The sequence below is a fragment of the Roseateles toxinivorans genome (assembly GCF_004362525.1).
GTDB classification, from domain to species: domain Bacteria; phylum Pseudomonadota; class Gammaproteobacteria; order Burkholderiales; family Burkholderiaceae_C; genus Paucibacter; species Paucibacter toxinivorans.
Window position 1 is genome coordinate 896513 of record NZ_SNXS01000001.1, and the last position, 18778, is coordinate 915290.

General features: G+C 58.8%; 12 protein-coding genes. All 12 read right to left on the bottom strand.

Annotated elements, in window-relative coordinates; genetic code table 11:
• Positions 1-97 precede the first annotated feature (97 nt).
• Positions 98-2953 carry a DEAD/DEAH box helicase gene (locus tag DES47_RS03990; protein ID WP_133699340.1) on the bottom strand — a complete coding sequence of 952 codons (2856 nt, stop codon included), beginning with the start codon at positions 2951-2953 and terminating at the stop codon, positions 98-100.
• A complete protein-coding gene (locus DES47_RS03995) occupies positions 2950-4341 on the bottom strand; it encodes an EH signature domain-containing protein (protein ID WP_133699341.1) in 1392 nt (463 codons plus the stop codon). The genes DES47_RS03990 and DES47_RS03995 overlap by 4 nt, the downstream gene beginning before the upstream one ends.
• On the bottom strand, positions 4338-5093 hold the full coding sequence (locus DES47_RS04000) for an OmpA/MotB family protein (protein WP_133699342.1): 756 nt from the start codon (positions 5091-5093) through the stop codon (positions 4338-4340). Before DES47_RS04000 ends, DES47_RS03995 begins: the two co-directional genes overlap by 4 nt.
• Positions 5094-5097: 4 nt before the next feature.
• Entirely contained in the window at positions 5098-6861 is a 1764-nt protein-coding gene (locus DES47_RS04005; protein ID WP_133699343.1) for a hypothetical protein, read from the bottom strand.
• Between the two features lie 124 nt (positions 6862-6985).
• Complete coding sequence (mcrC, locus tag DES47_RS04010) at positions 6986-8101, bottom strand: 5-methylcytosine-specific restriction endonuclease system specificity protein McrC (RefSeq protein WP_243748143.1); 1116 nt, start codon at positions 8099-8101, stop codon at positions 6986-6988.
• A gap of 32 nt (positions 8102-8133) precedes the next feature.
• Positions 8134-10353, bottom strand: a complete 2220-nt coding sequence (locus DES47_RS04015; protein WP_133699344.1) for an AAA family ATPase — start codon at positions 10351-10353, stop codon at positions 8134-8136.
• A gap of 57 nt (positions 10354-10410) precedes the next feature.
• A complete protein-coding gene (locus tag DES47_RS04020; protein WP_243748144.1) occupies positions 10411-13407 on the bottom strand; it encodes a type I restriction endonuclease subunit R in 2997 nt (998 codons plus the stop codon).
• The gene (locus tag DES47_RS04025; RefSeq protein WP_208114896.1) at positions 13404-14579 is read right to left on the bottom strand and encodes a restriction endonuclease subunit S; all 1176 of its coding nucleotides are present in this window, start codon (positions 14577-14579) and stop codon (positions 13404-13406) included. The genes DES47_RS04020 and DES47_RS04025 overlap by 4 nt, the downstream gene beginning before the upstream one ends.
• The gene (locus tag DES47_RS04030) at positions 14572-16092 is read right to left on the bottom strand and encodes a type I restriction-modification system subunit M (RefSeq protein WP_133699345.1); all 1521 of its coding nucleotides are present in this window, start codon (positions 16090-16092) and stop codon (positions 14572-14574) included. The genes DES47_RS04025 and DES47_RS04030 overlap by 8 nt, the downstream gene beginning before the upstream one ends.
• Entirely contained in the window at positions 16092-16301 is a 210-nt protein-coding gene (locus DES47_RS04035) for a hypothetical protein (RefSeq protein WP_133699346.1), read from the bottom strand. Before DES47_RS04035 ends, DES47_RS04030 begins: the two co-directional genes overlap by 1 nt.
• Entirely contained in the window at positions 16298-17782 is a 1485-nt protein-coding gene (locus tag DES47_RS04040) for a type I restriction-modification system subunit M (RefSeq protein WP_243748146.1), read from the bottom strand. Before DES47_RS04040 ends, DES47_RS04035 begins: the two co-directional genes overlap by 4 nt.
• A 96-nt stretch (positions 17783-17878) precedes the next feature.
• Positions 17879-18748 carry an HNH endonuclease gene (locus DES47_RS04045; RefSeq protein ID WP_133699348.1) on the bottom strand — a complete coding sequence of 290 codons (870 nt, stop codon included), beginning with the start codon at positions 18746-18748 and terminating at the stop codon, positions 17879-17881.
• Between the last annotated feature and the right edge of the window lie 30 nt (positions 18749-18778).

An 18778-nucleotide genomic window follows, 5' to 3' on the forward strand; every position in this document is an offset into this window, starting at 1 on the left:
TGGATCACCAGATGAGCCAGTACCCACGTAGCCCAGGAATTTGTTCTGCCCGACAGCCCTATTCGGCCTAGCAGCGATTCCCTTTTTGTCGAGCCAGCTATCGAACATCTGCAGCGGCGCCAATTCCACTCAACAAGGCCGCATAGTCTTCCCTGCTGAAGGCCGGCGCTGCCAAAAGGTTCTGAGCGAGTCTGCGCTTTCGCTCCATCAGCATTTGCAGCTGTGTGTCGAAACTGTGTTCATCGTCTCCAGGGATTAGGGCAAGCGGATAGTAGATATGCACCGGCTTCGTCTGCCCGATCCGGTAAACACGATCAGAGCATTGATCCTCAACTGCAGGATTCCACCAACGCGACAAATGAATCACGTGATTGGCTGCGGTCAGCGTCAAACCTACACCGCCGGCTTTCGGCGAAAGCAGCATGACATCAAAGCCGCCAGTCTCTTGGAATTTCTCCACACGCTCTTGCCGCTGATTCGCCCCGACTTCACCGTTGATCACCATGGGCAGATCCTTCAACCCGTAGCGGCGCTTAAGCAGGGTTGGAAGCTGGGTTGCTTCCTGAAGGTCAAGTGACTCCAAGAAAATCAGTGCCTTCTCACCTTCCCTCGCCACCTGATCGAGCACTTCGATCATGGCCTGCATGCGCGCAGAGTCCTCAACGCGAATCTCTCCTGCTGCCTGTGCCCCACCTTCAGTCAGCGCGGGATGAAGCGATGTCCGTCGCAACGCGTGAATCATCCCAAGCACCCCTTCGGGGCCGGAAAGCTCTTTCATCGCGAGCGCCCGGCTATATGCCTCGTGCTGCCTGGCCGGCATGACTTTGCGAATGACGTGCTCGTGTTTTGGAGGAAGTCCTTCGAGCTTGTCGCTCTTCAACCGTCGAAGCAGCATGCGAGGGGTGCTCGCTTCAAAGGTGTCCTCTTCCTCTTGCCACACAAGACTGCGCAAAACACTGACATCTGCATCTGGCGTCTCAAAGCGCTGACTGAACTCCTTCAAGTCGCCCAGTGCGCCGGGTTGCACTGCGTCTGCGATGCACCACAGGTCCGCGAGCCTGTTTTCTACTGGCGTTCCTGTCATCGCCAGCATGAAATCGCAATTCAAGCCCTTGATGGCATGGGTCATACGTGCTTTCGGCGACTTCACCTTCTGCGCCTCGTCAAGCACTACCGCTGCGAAATTGACTGCACCGAAACTCAGCTGATAGTCGGATACCGCCTCGTAGTTGGCTAGCACCAATTGGGCCTGCGACAAGCTGGCGGTGTCGAGGCCTGCGGTGCCATCTCGGTGCTTGCCGCGCCGCAAGGCCTTGAGATGCTCCCCATACGCCAGAACTGTGTCACCTATACCGGGCGCAAGCAGATGCGACTGAATCTCGCGCTCCCAGTTTCGCAACAAGCCAACCGGCGCCACAACCAACAAGGGCTTGCTTGGGATTACACCCGCGTCCATCTGCTCACGCAACCACTGCAGAAAGGCCAAAGACTGATAAGTCTTGCCCAAGCCCATGTCATCACATAGCAAAGCGCCCTTGCTTCCGCTGGTCCAGTGCGCCTGAAGCCATCGGATGCCCAGTTCCTGGTGCACCTTGGGAGGCGTCTTCAATCCCCCCGGCAGTCCCGGCTTGCCGCCTCTTTCCTGAACTTTCGAGCACTGAAACGAGTTGTCATCATGATTGGTCTCGATGACAAGAACTTTCTTACCGCTTGCTGGATCGTCTAGGTCGGGGCTAACGACATCACTATTCAGGCTGGCATTGCGCTTTTGAACAGCTTGCTGCAGTTGCTCAAGCGCTGCCAAGTTCGCCGCACTAACGGGTAAGTGAACGCCGTCCACATCGACGGTGCTCTTGCCTGTCGCGATCGCCTCACGCATTGCATCGCAAGCCCCCATCACAGACTCCGGGCTGAGCGGAAACTCGACACCACCTATGCGAAGGCCGCAGGCTGTCGGCGCATCCCACTTCTGCGGGCTAACCTTTATCCATGGGAGCACAGGCTCCACCCACTCCGCGATGTCCCTGACGCGGTCGGCATAGCGCTCTGTTTCTACAAAGACGGTCGTGGCGTCTTCTGAAACCCCAAGCATCTCCTTGAGCATGGCCTCAGGTCGGAGCGCCGCTTGCCGGCGCTGCGCCGGAGATGCCTGACGCAGCTCCTTCACCTTTGCAAGCGCCTGCTGAAGCCCTTCGTCGACGACGACGTATGTGCCGTTATGCAGCGGAAAGGCCGATGCCCCAGATCGCAGTTGATCTAGCCGTTTGGCGAACACCGATTCGTCTTCTTCAGTCAGTGCACGTAAGTGAACAGGATCTTGTCCGTCATCCACTTGCTGCGAAGTCAACAACACCGGATCCAGTTGGATGTCCCCGCGCTGATCAGTGCTCAAGGACCAACTTAATGCGGTCGCGGTGACGACCCTGAACGACCGCAGAAACCCGTCAGTCAGTCCGCCAGCACTGTCCTCTCCCAGCAGTTCGCGCAAGCGCGCCCAAACCCGAAACTGTTCATCTAGCGCCTCATCCGGCACTCGATTGAATTCATCGGCTAGCTGCAAGGCTTCATACATCGGCGATGGGATGCGATAGAGCCGCTCGTCCCAATGAACCCATGGCCCTTCCACGCTCGCGCCACGCGCCGAAACCGTTTTACCTGGTTGCAGCCAACGAATGGCCAAGGTGGCACCCGGCTTGCCCATTGCTCCGGACAAACGGACGTCAAATCCGAGCGGCACCTTGGGTGGCAGACCCAGTTCCCGCGCAGCAGCCTCCGAAAAGCTGGCGACGGCGTGCGCCGGCACGCGGATCGAACTCGAATCCTGGTTCAGCTGATAGGTTTGTGCGGCCTGCTCAAGCGCAGCGGCAGCCTGCAATGGCAACGATGAAATCCAATCGACGACCGGGCCATCAAGCACCCACATCGCACCCTGCGGAGAAAAATCAATCTTCAAAGCAATATCTCCCTGTCGTGCATCCGGATGCCGGTTCTTCTTCTGACGAAATCACGTGCCTTACGCTGCCAGGTGCCATTCGCTGAATTCGCGTGGACCAACTGCGGACGTTCGTTGACCCCTTGATGGAAGTCCAGAGACACCATTGCTCGCAGCTCGGCTGCGCTGTAATGCGGCGCGTAGAGCTGCGGGCCGTTTGTGCCGTCGCGATAGGCTCTCAAACTGCCGTTGTGACTCCACTCCGTGAAGATCAGATCACCAATGCGCAAGAGCAGCACTGACTGATTGGGGTCAGCATTGCCTTCCAACTCCGCTAGCCCTGCGGCGCTCTGCCGGCCCAGCATCTGCCTGGCCATCCACATCGCGCTCCGGCCCAACACGAGCCATGCCTCCTCAACGTGGTCTGCGTCGTAATAGGCCATCCAAAACCTCTGGCGATAGCGCCAGGTTTCGTCCGCCGTACGCTCCAAGATCTTCATGAAGCCCCGCAGCGTCTCGCCGGCAAGCCAGCGAAGCAGAACTCGCACAACCTCCTCTGGCACTCCATCCCACTGAACCAGTCGATGCCCCCTCAGACGAGGATCACCATAGGCGTCGATAAAAAAGCGGGAAAGCTTCGCTTTGATCGCGTCGCTGACGGGCCTGCCAATCCAGGGGCGCAGCAACGCAGTTGCCAGTTCCACGCGATGGGATGTCTTGACCACTGGCACCGGCATTCGGCTGCACCACCCTAATACGGCGTCTACCGCATGGGCGTCAACAAGCTTGACACCATCCACAGCAAGGATCGCCCGAAACACCGCTTGCCCCATCGCGCCATTGGTGAACTCAGGCCACAACAAGTTCCCTTCCAGCCAGTCGTCAATCGGCAGCCTGCGGTCAATGAACTGTGCTGCCAAACGCTTGGGCGCCTGCGCAGGATCAAAGAAGGCGCTCTCAGCCTGCAGACGTCTTAGCTCGCCGGCAAACGCACCTGAAGCGCGGGCAAGTTCATTTCTGAGCTGATCCGCAAACCGTTGGAACGCTGGATCGGCGGCGTCAAATCGTTCGCAGTAGGCAAAGTACAAGGGCCTGAGCCATCGCTTGACGCGGGACGGACCAGTCAACAGTGCTTGCGGCAGCTCAAAAGCCCAGTAGCGAATTGCCAACTCAGGCTCCACCTCAGCCAACGGCGGTAGCCCGTCAATGAAGTAGGCGTACGGCAGCTTCCTAAGGTCACCTGAGCCCAGTTGCTGATAGCCAGTCTCACGGCTGACCGCATACAAAGACCGCAGCCTCTCGCCCAATGCAAGGACGGGTGGCGGCGCAATCACCTTGACGGCATCCCGCGTCGACAGCATCTTGTCAAACTTCGGGAATCCATCAGGCAAGGGGGCGAACCAGCTCACTTTGACTTGTCCAGCAGCGACGTAGTACCTGTACCTGGCAGCAGGGTCTCCAAGGGCCGATAGGTCAGCACGATGCGCAGGTCAACTCGCCGATTCTTCGCATCGGCGGGATCCGTTCCTTGGCGCGGGCGAGCATCGGCATAGGCTGCAAAGGAGAACAAGGATTGGCCGGCTTCGTTCTTGTATTTCTCCAGGGCAGTGTCCTGCACCAGAGCCTGATGAACCGATCTCGCTCGGTCCAGCGACAAGTTTGTGTTGTCGTATCCAGGCCTTAGCAGCGGCCGGTTGTCTGTGTGTCCTTCGATGAACACAGTCTCGATCGTGTGCCCTGCCGGGTTTTCCCTGCAAGGACGAGAGGCTCGTTCACTCGCCACAAAACATGGCAACACGTCCGTCAGTTCCTTGGCCGATGCCTGAAGAGCACTTCGGCCGCGATCCGTCAATTGCGCACGCCCCAGCTCAAATAGCACATCCTCAGGCAGATGGATCACACCACTTGCAGGATCAATTTCCACATTCGTCAGCAAAGTCTGTAGCCGCTTGCCAATCGCCAAAGTCACTTGGCCCCGCGGGTCACCCAATGCTTTCATGGCCACCGCCTGTCGCCGCTGTTCAAGCGCCAACACCACGACAAGGATGATGAACACAAACAAAAGCCCGATCAGCAGATCGGACGCTGAAGCCAGATAGCCTCCTTCGCCTTCGCCACCATTGCCCTCAAGAGCTGAGCTGTCTCGCCTAGGGATCCACATAGCGTCAGGCCGCCGCTCGCGTGCCGAGAGTCTCGCTGAGTTCCTCGATTGCCTCCTCCAATCCAGTGACTGCCTTGTCAAAGCTGCCTGTGGCCTTGGCGAAGTTGTTGTCCATCATGCGATGCACCTCCGTCACTTGGCGCGAATACTCGCCAATGCCCTCAGTGATGCGGGCCACGGTGTCGCCCAACGCGGCACTGGTGGCATCCAGATTCTTGCGTGCCTCATCGGTTGCCTTGACCACGGCTTCGTTCGTGCTCTCTAGCACTTTGGTTACACGCGTCACGGCATCCATGGCCTGCGGTGTGGCTTGCCTGACCGCGTCGACCACCACCCGCTGCGCACGCGAAAATTCCTCGGCGGCATCAATGCCTTCAGTCAACGCCCCCGCTGCCTTATCCAACGTCGAAACGGCATGCTGCCACTCGTCTGCAGCCTCGCCCATGCGCTCGATGGTCGTGTTAGCTTCACTCAGCGTGGTCTTGAAAGCGTTCAAGCCCTTTCCGCCCGCGTCGGTCACTTGCACCAGGGTCACATCAAAGTCATTGACGGCAACCTTCAGGCTATGCGCGGCATCGCTCAGGTTCTTGGCATTGTCCTCAAGTGCTTGGTTTAGGCCGCCCAGACGTGCAGCGATATCCTCGCCAGCTGTTCCCAAAGCGTCAGCAGCGCCCTTTCCTCGTGCCTCAATTGCTTCAGCCGCCTCATCCAGGCGCCCGGCCAGAGCACCAAGGGACCCCCGAAATGATTCCATCTCTTCTGCTGACGAGGCCTTCAGAGAACTGCTGAACTCTTGCAGCATCCGTTCCAAGGCTTGTTCATTCATGGAACCAAGGCGGTTGCTCAAGCCCTCGATCGCACCCACCAGGCGCTCAGTCATCGCCTGCATCTGAGGGGAAAAGGCATCGGTCACGGCTTTGCCGATCGTCACCGCCAAATCGGTCTCAAATCGCTTCAGGCTGCCGCTTTGTTCACGCGCTTCGTTCAGCAGCTCCTCACTGATTGCCTGCTGTGCTTCGACTATCTCTTCCCGATTCCTGGCCGATTCGAGCTCCGCCTGCGTCAACTCCAATTGCCGGCGAACCGAAGCCTCCGCACCATTGGCAGGAACAACGCGCAGCAGTGCATCGACTACTTCGTCGCCCGCACGGGCCAACGCTGTCATGCGCCTTCTGGATAGAACGGTCCAGATGATCGATGCAAGCAAGCCTGCCAACGAGGTCAGGAACTTTCCGCCTGCTGCCGCCAACAAATTGCGCGTTGCAGCCAGCAGATCTGTCTGGCCTTGGTTCTGGGCTACTAATGCAGAGGTTGCCTCCAACAAGGCAAGACTCAAAAAGAAAAAGGTAAGCAGCAACCCTGCCCCCACCAGCAGATTGGGGACGGCCTCCGCCAGATGCAGATTCAGATGTGGTCCGACCAGGCGCTGCGGAGCCCAAAGATCCCTCGGCGCGCCGAAGAAAAATGGAGCAGACGCGCTCTTGCCCGGTAGCAGGACTACACGCTCTTCGGTTTGCTGCCATGCCGACAGCAAACCGCGGTGCGAGCTGCTTTGCTCACGCAGTCGCTGCTGCACATGTGGCCAATCCTTGGGGCCTTCATCGATCAACTTCTTGAACGACTCAAGAGCCCGGTATGCGTTCGCCATGTGCCGGCGAAACCAGACCAAGTAGCCGAAAGTCGCGATGAGTAGCAATGCAACTGCGGCAGCTACGACCTGTGGCTCTGCCGCCAGCGCTAAGGCGACCTTATCCAATGCTCCGCTCACGCCGATTACTCCCCGTATGTAACCATTTGAAACCGCCTTAGTGTGCCAGCTGACATCTGGGATGCCGCTCCTCGTTTCACCTGCTCTCGGCAAACAAAACGACAGGACACTAACCCCAAGGTCCCTAGCTCTGGCCCTCCGGGCCAGCAAACCTAAACGGCTCACACAGCCCAATCAGCTGGCGCCCAAGCTCAATACTCGGCCCCGAAAGATCTACCGTCACAAAGCGCATCGCGTGGCCTTGAATCTCTACAGCCTCATCGATCTGTACACCGACAGAGGGATGTAGCAGCATCCCCTCTGCACGGTCAGCGACGGGATCGCCCAGCCCAGCCTGAGTCCGCAGATAGGCGTACAGCTGATAGATGTAGCCACTGCGCAAGCTCTCCATGCGGTACCACCCCTCGGTCACGATCGCGTTAAATTTCGTATCAATCACGATTCGCCTAGACGTCGCCGCATGCTCCAACACGACGTCTGTCCGCATCGAGGGGAAGATCTTGTCGATGCCCGCTGACTTTCGAGTCAAGGCCCACCCCAATGGACGCCCGGGGCTGACGCGCCAGCCTTTGTCGCGCAAGGCGAACTGGTAATAGCCGGCCACGGCATGTTCGAAGAGCCGACGTACCCAGACCTCATCTCTATCCGAGCGAAAGGCTGCGGTTGCCCCGGCCGATTCGCACGGCAGCGCCAAATCAAACGCCAACTTTGCCGCAGCCACCATTACGCGATCTTCGGCATCGTGTCGGCCAAAGCGTTGGGTACTGAACGTACTGCGTGCAGGCGTGACACCGGACACACCCATACGTTTCATCGCGCCGGCCAGGGCTCTGCAGCGATGGGCCAGACCGGCGCTCTTCAGCAAAGCAGCAATACGTTCCAGAGCGCCAAGGACCAGACGATTCCGAGGCGTGTCCACAGTCAACTCTTCAAACCTGCATGCGATCACGCCACGCTGCAGCAGTTGATGCCGCTCCGTCTTCAGCACATCAATGCGTCCTCGCACGCGACTCAAAACAGCGTCCCTGGCTGTATACCCCGTGCTCAGTTGACGATGCAGCCTCTGCTCAACCGCGAGTGCAAGGATCTCAGCAATCAGATCAGGCACCGCATCTGGCATAGCCTCCAGATCGAACAGGCCATGCCCATGCACCTTGAAAAGGTCAGACGCATAGAGCATCAGCAGCCAAAGGTTGCGGACGGGGATCCGGCCTACATAGCCCGCGGCAGGCTCCGTCACTGCCACGACTCTTTGATCGCTGCCAACCAACTTCACCAGCCCTTCAAGAGGCGTTCGCACGCCTTGCGAGCCTCGTCTGGTGCATCGAACCAATACTCTTCCAGCAAGGGGCCGATCTCGGTTTCAACAACCTGCTCGAACCAGCGCCGAGCAGATCCCGCCTCCAGCGCATGGGCAGGAGTCACGTAGCTGTGCCCCACTCGGAACTGCTTGCCGAGCCGCGCATCTGATGCAATCGCCTCATTGAGTTCGTTGACCCGCTGCTCAATATCCTGAGCCACTGACGTATCCAGCCCGCGAGTCTTCACAACCCAGTCGCGCCAGACCGGACCAAGTCGCGGCTCCAAACCGATGAAAGCAAAGCGCCGCCTCAAGGCCAGATCGACCAATGCCAACGAGCGATCGGCAATGTTCATGGTGCCGATGACGTAGAGGTTCTCCGGAATGTGCACGGCTCGACGCCGACCATCTGCATCCGCATAGCAAAGCTCCAACGCCTCACTCGGTGTACGCTTGCCTGCCTCAAGAAGCGTAAGCAGCTCACCAAAGATCTGCGCTGGGTTGCCGCGATTGATTTCCTCGATCACCACAACAAATTTGAGGTTCGGCTTCGCCTTTGCCGCATTGATCGCCTCCATGAACACGCCATCGACCAAGGACAGCTTGCCATCGCCTGCAGGTCGCCAACCACGCACGAAATCCTCGTATGACAAGTTCGGATGGAACTGCACTGCCCTGATCCTGGCTTCATCCTTCTGAGTCATCAAGGCATAGGCCAGCCGCTTGGCTAGCCAGGTCTTCCCGGTTCCGGGTGGGCCTTGAAGGATCAAGTTCTTCTTCTCGCGCCAGCGCTCAAGCATGCGCTCAAGCTCATCACGCTCCAAGAAACAGCCATCCTTGAGGATGTCGCTGACCGAAAAGGGTTCCAGCGAGGCCATAGGTCTCACCGTGTCGGACGCGCTGTCATCTACCTCCGCAACGATTAGCTCATCGATTGAAACGCTCTCGCCGATTGTTGCCACAGGGTCCTGATACGTCCAAGCTTCCAGTGACATTTCCGGGTATGAGTGCACCGGGTAGTCAACCTCTTTGAACCGAGGTTCAAGCGCATCCATCGCGGCGAGATAGTCTGCCGCAGCACATCTGCCCTTAGGACCGCTCTTGCCCAGACGGAGTCCGAGCTTGTTGCTCAGGTACGCCTGCGAGTTCCCGTCCAGGCTCAAGAACGACCACGGCCGAATCCAGTACAAGCCGATGGTCAGATTCCAGCCCACATTTGGCCTACCGTTGGCTCGGTCAAAGGCTTCGGAAAAACGGACCCGAAGGGAGGCTTCATCAGAACCTGCATACGCCAGTCCAGCTGCAAAAACCTCCCAGAGAGAGTCGATGTGGTCAGACTGCCGCTCCTCCTCAAAGGGGAAGTACCAGGACTTCATGTTGTGCAGCAGCGGAATCCCTTCGAACGACGAAGGGACAGCCTCATCAACGTCAAGGAACTTGGCCAATTCAGCGGCGAGCTTCTTCCGGTTCGAATCCGTGATGCCACGGTTGAAGCTGCCCATCACAGTAAACGGACAAATGTCGCGCACCCATCCTTTAGTTCCATCGGTACGCTTGTCAACCGCCAGATAGTCCAGCACGTCGTTGCGCGTGCCGATTTCTTGCAAGCCCGCGATCAATTCCGCACGCATGCTGCGAAAGACCAAGAGCTTGTCAGCAACAGCTTCAAAAAACCGCGTCCAGCCGAAACGGCGTTGGTCCGGTGCTCCCGTCCCGAAGCGCTCCCGCCAGTACGGCGCATTGCAAAAGCGCTCCAAGTCTTGCGGCTGATTCTCAAAGGCAAAAGCGATCAGTGCGTCGCTACTCCACTCGCCTGCTTCAACCCGCCACATGGTCCTTTGGTAGGTGTAGAAGTACCATTCCCGAGGTGGGCTGACGGGGCTCCACTTCACCTTAACGCTGTGACCATTGCGCTCGTTTGAGAGTACGACACCGGTAGCCTTGATGGCCATCACCGCGACCGATTGGCCTCGATTGTCAAAAGGCAAGTCATGCTTCCGCACATACGCGGCCTTGATCGCTATACGCTCTCCAGGCTTCATCGAATTGACGTGTGCCGACTCCTTCTCAGTCGGGCTATCCACTTCCCACACACCTTCGGCAAGAAAACGCGGCGTCTGGTCGTTGGTACCACCGAAGCTCGCTCCCACAAACCAGCAGACCGGGCTTGCCACGCTCGTTTTTTCCGTCATTCTTCTCTCCCTTATGAATCACAGCTCGCTCGATGGCAGCGCGGCCACAGCAGAGCATCAGTAGTACTGTTTGATGTATCCGTACGCCTTCTCGAACAGCTCTTCATCCGCATGAAGCCGGTACTTGAAGAGCGCCTTGCGCAGCGCCTTCTTGACCTCGCGCTCGCCGGCCAGCGTGGTCTGCCAGCCAGGGAAACGCACCATGCGAACGATCTCATCGATGTCAGCCACCACGCGCTCAACCATGATTGGCGTCTCAGCCGTCTTGACCTCGTTGAACAGTTCTGTAAGCGCCGCTTTGCCGCGGTTCTCGTCCTCTTCAGGCGGTGCATCCTTCTCGGCCTGCAAGGTCTCTTTGGCGATTTCTAGCAGTTGCTTCAGAAACTCCACGCTGTTGATCTGACCGGCTTCAAAGCGGTCCTTCAATGCATCAAGGCGCTCAGAGAGTTGCTTGAACTTCGGGTTACCAGCGTGCTTGCGCAGGCGGCGATTCAGCTTGATCTCGATCTCCTTGGCCTTCTTTGGGTCAGGGTTCGAGAGCACCGCTTCCAACAAGTCGGCATCAAGCACCAAGGTGTCGAGGTCATCGCGCACGGCATCTACATGCACGTTCTGATGAATCAGCTCGATCGTCTTCGCGCCAAGCGAATGCCAGATCAGCTTGCCGTGGCCGCTTGTTGGCTGGACCGACTGATACACCTGGGACAGCCACTTGTAATCCTTCTCGAAGGGGCCTAGCACCGGGTCTGGCGACAGTGCTTCCCAGATCTTGTTGAGTACGCTGAACTCGGCGCCAAAGCTATCACGCACCTCGTTGTTTGGCAGACACTGCTGCGCGGCGATCAGGCCTTCATAGCCTTGCAAGTTGCGATCACAGCCAGCAAAGAAAGCCAGGCACTTCTGCATGGCCTCGGGCAGCTTGTCCTTCAGCTCCTGGATGTTGCTGACCACCTGCTTGACGCTCTTGTCGTCGAACTCCAGCGCTGCCGCCACGTCATCAAAGATGCCGAGGTAATCCACGATCAAGCCGTGCGTCTTCTGCTCCGAGTAGGTGCGATTCACTCGGCAGATGGCCTGCAGCAGCGTGTGGTCGCGAAGCGGCTTGTCCAGGTACATCGCCTGCAGGATCGGCGCGTCAAAGCCCGTCAGCAGCTTGGCAGTGACGATGATCAGTTGCAGCGGGTCGGCAGGATCGCGGAAGCGGTCGAGCAGGCGCTCCTCCTCATCGCGCGAACGGTCATAGACCGCGTACTCCGGATGCTCCTTCTTGTCGGACGCCTGCACCGACATGACGATGTCCGTGGCCTCGGGCGGCAGCAGCTTGTCCAACTCGGCCTTGAACAGCAGACAGGACTCGCGATCGAAGGTGACGATCTGGCCCTTGAAGCCGTTGGGCTCCACCTTGGTCTGGAAGTGTTCTACGATGTCCGTACATATGCGTTGGATGCGCTCAGGTGTCTTCACCAGCACCGCCATCTTGGCGGCAGTCTTGGCTAGGTTGTCCTTGTCTAGATCCGAGAGTCCGCCGGTCAGATCCTTGTAGGCGGCATCAAGCGCAGCTTTGTCGATGTGCAGGTTGATCAGGCGCGGCTCGAAGTGCAGCTTCAGCGTGGCACCGTCGCGGATCGATTCCTCAAAGCCGTAACGGCTCAAGTAACCCTTGTCATCCTCGTCGGCCCCAAAGGCGTAGAAGGTGTTGCGGTCGGAGCGATTGATTGGTGTGCCCGTCAGACCGAACAGAAACGCATTCGGAAGGGCCTCGCGCATCTTGCGGCCCAGGTCACCTTCCTGGGTACGGTGGGCCTCATCCACCAGCGCGATGATGTTGCCGCGGTCGTTCAGACTGCCCGATTTTCCGTTGGGTGTCTCGCCGAACTTGAAGATCGTCGTAATGATGATCTTGCGCGCATCCTGCGCCAGCAGTTGCTGCAACTTGTCGCGGCTGTCGGCCTTCTCCAGGTTCGGAATGTCCGCCCCGGTGAAGGTGCCGGTGATCTGGCTGTCGAGATCGATCCGGTCCACCACAATCAGCACTGTCGGGTTCTTCAGGTCAGCATGCATGCGCAGCTTCTGCGCAGCGAACACCATCAGCAGCGATTTGCCCGAGCCCTGGAAGTGCCAGATCAGGCCCTTCTTTGGATAGCCCGCCAGCACGCGCTCGACGATCTTGTTCGCCGCCTCGTATTGCTGGTAGCGGCAGATGATCTTGATACGGCGCTTCTTCTTGTCCGTGGCGAACAGGGTGAAGCTTCCGAGTATGTCCAGCACCACGTGCGGTCGCAGCATGCTCTCGGCCGAGAGCTTGAGGGACTTCAGCGGGTGGTGCTGCGCGTCGCCACCGTCCAGATGCCAGGGTCCCCAGTCCTTGACCGGCAGGCCGATCGACCCGTAGTGGTAGGCCTTGCCCTCAGTGGCCACCGAGAACACGTTGCAGACGAACAGTTCGGGCACAAATTTTTCGTAATCGTCGTGCACCTGCACCGCACCGTCGACCCAGCTGACGCTCCTCCGGGTGGTCGTCTTGGCCTCGATCAGCACCAACGGCAGACCGTTGACCAGCAGCACCAGATCGGCACGGCGCTCGGTGGGTCCGGCGCGGTACGTGAACTGTTGGGTGACGATGTACTGGTTCTGCGAAAGGTCATCCAGCTCGATCAGCCGCACCGGCACATGCTCGTTGTTCCGACCAAAGGGCATCGAGCGCTCGCCGCGCATCCAGGCGGTCATCTCCTCGTTCGCGCGTATCAGGCCATCCGAGCGCACCGACAGCACGATGGCGCGCAGCTTGTAGAGCACCTCATCGGCGCGGTCGGGCTGAGCAGCAACCTCAGGGTTCAGGCGGATCAGCGCATCGCGCAACCAGGGCTCGACCAGCACTTCCTGAATCTGGCGTGGTACTTCAGCCGGCGCCGCATAGCGCCAGCCGATGCCTTTGGGGCTGGGATCGTAGCTGGCTTGCGGTTCTTGAGCTGTATTGGCCGGGACAGCCTTTATGGGTCCGGCGAGCAGGTCGCGGACGTAGGCTTCGACGGTGTTGGATTCGGTAAACATCATGCCTCCCACATTTCAGCGAGCAACTGCTTCTTAATTGATTTACTCGCCACAACCCTCGACTCCAGTATCTCGATGGCGTCATCAAGATCCTTCAATTGCAGCAGCAAGCTATCCTGATCAACATCGTTGGGTGTGCAGATTGGTTGTTTCTTAATCCCGGCAATATTGATGTTGTAGTTGCCTGCACTGGACTTCACTTCCCCTCGAAGTCGCTGCCTTGTTGATGGCGCGTTGAGGTACTCAGCAAGGAATGCAGGGCGCAACGTACTTTCGTCACAGCGGATTCGAATCAGGTAGCTGGCATACACGGTCTTTTCGTGGAGGCGGTCGATGACCACCGAACGCCCGACGTATTGGGGATTTCCGTTGGTTCTTACAAGTAGGACGTCGCCTTTTTGGAGAGCCAAGCGCTCGTACTCCGTGTCATTGAGTTCAATGTGCTGGATATCCGAATAGTCAACGCGCCCTCTCAGGACATTCGGTATCCGAAGGATTGGATATCCGTTTTCCTCGTAGGCTGAACGCGACGACGAGCCGTAACTCAAATCTGTCAGGTATGTGCCCAACGGTTTCGCAACTTTCGGGTCGAAGTTCGCCGCCAAGACATCTTCTACAAGAGCAGACCTTGTTGCTCGACCAATCTCCGCTGCGCTTGTTTGTGCCTCAATCGCCTTCTCCACCGCACTCAAGACTTCGACAAGCTCTATTTGTTGCGAGATCGGCGGCAGCGCGAACTCCTGAACAGCCATCGTCTTCCAGTTGATCGTGGGCGACAGCGAGCCAACCGAGATCTCGACCGCTCGGTTCATGAACATATCGCTCTGCATGAAGAACGGTAGAAACTCGGGCAGCACGATGTCAGGCTTGGCCCGCAGCACCATTGCATGGGCCGAGCAAATGCCATCGAACGCTGCAACACCGAGCTTGCGCTGGTAAGCGCGACGGCGGCCGAAGATGATGTCGCCCTTCTTGAACATCAGCTTGGTGGCTTCCACATCGTCTGGCGTTCCCCAGCGACGAATCCTCAGCGAGTCGGAATCCAGATGTTCCAGGCCAACGTAGTGCTTCATCCCAGACTCAGATGGGTTGTCGATGCGAACATTGACGTTTATCGCCATCTGGTCGAAGGGCCAGACCTTCCAGCCCGGCTTCAAATTCTTTTTGTCAGACACGTTCGATGTCCTCAGCAATCAGCCCATCCAGCGTTGCGACGAGCGCGTCCATCTGTTGCCAGAAGGCACGGCCGTCGTTCTGCCATTGCGCCCAGGCGGAGTGCAGCGATACCGCGTCGCCATTGCTGTCGGTTGCGATGGCTGCTGCAATGCGCTTCACGTACAGAGGGATCGACAGGTTGGTCCCGCTGGCGCCAATCTCGGCCAGCGTGGCGACCTTGGCGAAACCGGGCACATCGGCAAACGTCTTGAAGGCCGCCAGGATGCGCTGCTGGTGCGCGGGCGTGAGGAAACTCTGCGCTCGCTCGCGGGTGACATCGTTCACCGCATCGATGAAGATCACCTTGCCCTTGCGTGCAGCCGTCTTCTTACGGTTGCAGATGACGATGCAGGACTCCATCGGGGAGTTGTAGAACAGGTTGGGCCCCAATCCGATGACGGCCTCCACCCAGTCTTGTTCGATCATCTTGGCGCGCATGGTCTGTTCTTCGTTTCGGAACAACACGCCGTGGGGCCAGAGCACGGCGCAGCGCCCCTTGGCGCTGAGGCTGGTCAGGATGTGCTGCTGGAACGCATAGTCGGCGCGGCCTTGCGGCGGCGTGCCCAGGGAGTTGCGACCCCACTTGTCACTGCTCCAGGCCTCGCGGTTCCACTGCTTGATGGAGTACGGCGGGTTGGCCAGGATTACGTCGAACTGCCGCAGGCGGTCCCCTTCGATGTGTCTGGGGTCGGCTAATGTGTCGCCCCGGCTGATGTCGAAGTCCTCCACGCCGTGCAGGAACAGGTTCATGCGGGCGATGGATGAGGTGATCAAGTTGCGCTCCTGCCCGTAGAGCTTGAGCGTGCGGTACTCGCCGCCGGAACGCTTCACCTCGTCCAGCGCCGAGATCAGCATGCCGCCGGTGCCACAGGTGGGGTCGTAGATCGACTCACCGGCCTGCGGGGCCATCAACTGCGTCATCAGGTGCACAACGGTACGGTTGGTATAGAACTCGGCCGCCGTGTGGCCGGAGTCGTCTGCGAACTTCTTGATCAGGTACTCGTAGGCGTTGCCGAGTTCGTCCTCGGGCACGTTGGTCACCGATAGCGTCTGGGTGGAGAAGTGCTCGATCAGGTTCTTCAGCGTTTCGTCCGGCAGGCGCTCACGGTTGGTCCATGTGGCATCGCCGAAGATGCCGTCCAGCAGATCGGGGTTGGCCGACTCGATGGCGCGCATCGCCTTCTGAATAGTGGCTCCAACGTTCTTGGCGGCCTGACGCACGTCATTCCAATGCGCACCCGCGGGGATCTGGAAGCGGTGGTTCTCGGCGAACTGGGCGTAGGACAGGTCGCCGCTGGAATTGGCCAGAGCCGCCTGGTACTCTTCTTCCCAAACATCAGACACTCGCTTGTAGAACAGCAGCGGAAAGATGAACTGCTTGTAGTCGCCCGCATCAATGAGGCCGCGCAGCAAGACGGCGGCGCCCCAGAGGTAGGTTTCGAGTTCTTGTTGGGTGATGCGTTTACTGCTCATTAATCGTCCTCACCGATATCGGCCTTACCCCACTCGTGCTCGCACGCCAGGCAACGGTTCTCCATGGGCTCCCAGGGAATGCAGCATCCGCCGAGCGCGATCTCGCCTCGTTCAGCCATGCTCATCGCTTCGGGAGACGGAAAGCCATACAGGATGCTCACGCCGTTTTGCTTTCCGCAGGCTGGGCAATGCAGCTTTGCTTGCTTCATTTCAACCAACCTCCGTCGGCCATCACCTTGGCTAAAGCGTCCTCTGCCTCTCGGCATCGCGAGAGCGCAGCCTTGAATGCAGCTATTGCTTCAGGCAACGGAGGGATGTCGTCTTGAAGCGGGGGCAAGACATAGCGCGAAATGTTCAGGGTCCAGTCCTCGCACTTGATCTCATCAAGGCTCACGACGCGCGCGGCATGCGGCACATCCGCATAGCCGCGGTACCAGCCCAGCACCTCAGCAGCATGCTCCAGCTCCAGATAGTTCTGCGCACGGCCGCGGCGGAACAATCGCGAAGCGTCTGCTATCAGCACCTTCTTCTTGTTGGCCTTGGACTTGCGCTGACGCAGCACCAGGATGCAGGCAGCCAGGCCGGTGCCGTAGAACAGATTTGGAGCCAGGCCGATGACGGCCTCGACCAGGTCCAGCTCCAGCAGCTTCTTGCGAATCTCGCCTTCGGCGCCCTTACGGAATAAAGCGCCTTGCGGCAGCACCACGGCCATGCGCCCAGAGCCAGCGGCCATGGACTTGACCATGTGCTGCACCCAGGCGAAGTCGCCGCTGGACGAAGGAGGCAGACCGGCAAAGTTACGCCCGAACGGGTCGTTGATCCATTGCTCCTCGCCCCACTTCTCCAATGAGAACGGTGGATTGGCGATCACGCAATCGAAGTTGGCAAGACGATCGCCGTCAAAGAATGCCGGGTTGCGCAGCGTGTCACCGCGCACGACTTGAAAGTCCTCAATGCCGTGCAGGAACAAGTTCATGCGAGCGATGGCCGACGTGGTCAGGTTTTTCTCCTGGCCGAAGAGCTTGCCCCACAGGCGTTTCACGTCGCCATGGGTTTCCTTGACGTGCTGCACTGCAGCCAGCAACATGCCTCCGGTACCGCAAGCCGGGTCGTAGATGGTCTCGCTCTCCCTGGGGTCGAGCATGTCGATCATCAATCGCACCACGCTACGCGGGGTGTAAAACTCGCCAGCTTTCTTGTTGGTGGCATCGGCGAACTTCTTGATCAGGTACTCGTAGGCGTCGCCGAGCAGGTCCGAATTGACGTTGTGGTTGCCCAGCGGCAGCTTGGAGAAGTGCTCGATCAGGTCCTTCAACAGCGCATCTGACAGCCGATCCTTGTTGGACCACTGTGCGTCTCCGAACACGCCATAGAGCGTGTCCGGATTGGCTTTCTCGATCTCGCGCATCGCCCTCTGCAGAGCCGCGCCGACGTTGCTGGCCTTGGTACGAACGTCGTTCCAATGGCAGTCTTCGGGGATCTGGAATCGGTGAGACTCAGGGAACCAGGCCAGGGCCTCGTCGCCCGTCTCGTCAACGATCTCCTGATACTCGTCATCCCAGACGTCACAGATGCGCTTGAAAAACAGCAACGGGAAGATGTAGGTCTTGAAATCGGCAGCATCCACCGGGCCGCGCAGGATGTTGGCGGATTCCCAGAGGTGACTCTCAAGATCGGTCAGGCTGACCAATTGTTCTGGCATGGTTTCAATGTTCCTGCGACTTCATGTGGACAGGCATTTTCCCTGCATGGCCGCAGAGTGATGAAATCGTTGGCACCTTGATGCTCACGCGCACGCCATCTCAGCAAGCTCCGCCTTGGCGATATACCGGGCGAACCGGGACTGCAGGTTCGATGGCGAGGGCCATTCAGCGCTTGATGCTGGCAAGGATTCAATGCGCTTGCCCTGATAGCGGGCATATTCGCTGTGCCTCAGCGAAGGGTGCAGATGAACGCGCAAGGACCCATCGATGCCCAGCAAGTGCAGGTCAAACAAGGTATGCAAATCAGCCCTCAGCAGGAGGCCATTGCTCACCCGGTAGTCACTGCCCTCTGCGTGCGGCACGATGTGAGCCGCCTCCAGCAGTTGCTCGACGCGGGATTCGCTGATCGCACAGCGCCGCCCATAGGCCTGCAGCAGTTGATCCCTGAAGCGCTGCTGGCCCCGCCGTGTCAGCACGGCCCTGAGCTGCCGCTCATCTTCAGTGCCGGGCTCCGCCGCTTCTACCGAGGCCGTCACGTCGTCGCCAATTGCTAGTGACGAGTTCGGCCCTTCCGATTCAGCCATCTGAGCTTCAAGAGCCGGCACAAGTTCCGCAGGGACCGGCCTACAGCCAAATGCGCCGCTGCCAAGCACCTTCTGAAACAGCGTGGCAAACCAGGGCATTTCGCGCACGGAAACGGCCCAAGCTGGCGCAAAGCGTTTGCCTTGGCTACCTACAAGTCTGGTGGCGCCATCCGCAGTCTGCGAAGTTCCCTCGACTTTGAACCAGTACACAAACGCATACTGGCTGCCAGACGCTGACGCCTTCCCGGTGAGCAGCCACATTACATCGCCAGTCTTCACCGGCACGGGATTTGACGTCTTTGCAGTGAAGGTGTCGGGGACCGGGTTGTTCTCGCTTAACTTGTGATACTGGACGAAGTGCTGGGTCATAGAGTTCTTGTAGTTGGTCTTGGTGGCTCA

Bases quoted from the DNA above. Each gene is read 5' to 3' on its own strand.
- DES47_RS04000 (WP_133699342.1), bottom strand. From the start codon at position 5,093: ATGTGGATCCCTAGGCGAGACAGCTCAGCTCTTGAGGGCAATGGTGGC.
- DES47_RS04015 (WP_133699344.1), bottom strand. From the start codon at position 10,353: ATGACGGAAAAAACGAGCGTGGCAAGCCCGGTCTGCTGGTTTGTGGGA.
- DES47_RS04020 (WP_243748144.1), bottom strand. From the start codon at position 13,407: ATGATGTTTACCGAATCCAACACCGTCGAAGCCTACGTCCGCGACCTG.
- DES47_RS04030 (WP_133699345.1), bottom strand. From the start codon at position 16,092: ATGAGCAGTAAACGCATCACCCAACAAGAACTCGAAACCTACCTCTGG.
- DES47_RS04035 (WP_133699346.1), bottom strand. From the start codon at position 16,301: ATGAAGCAAGCAAAGCTGCATTGCCCAGCCTGCGGAAAGCAAAACGGC.
- DES47_RS04045 (WP_133699348.1), bottom strand. From the start codon at position 18,748: ATGACCCAGCACTTCGTCCAGTATCACAAGTTAAGCGAGAACAACCCG.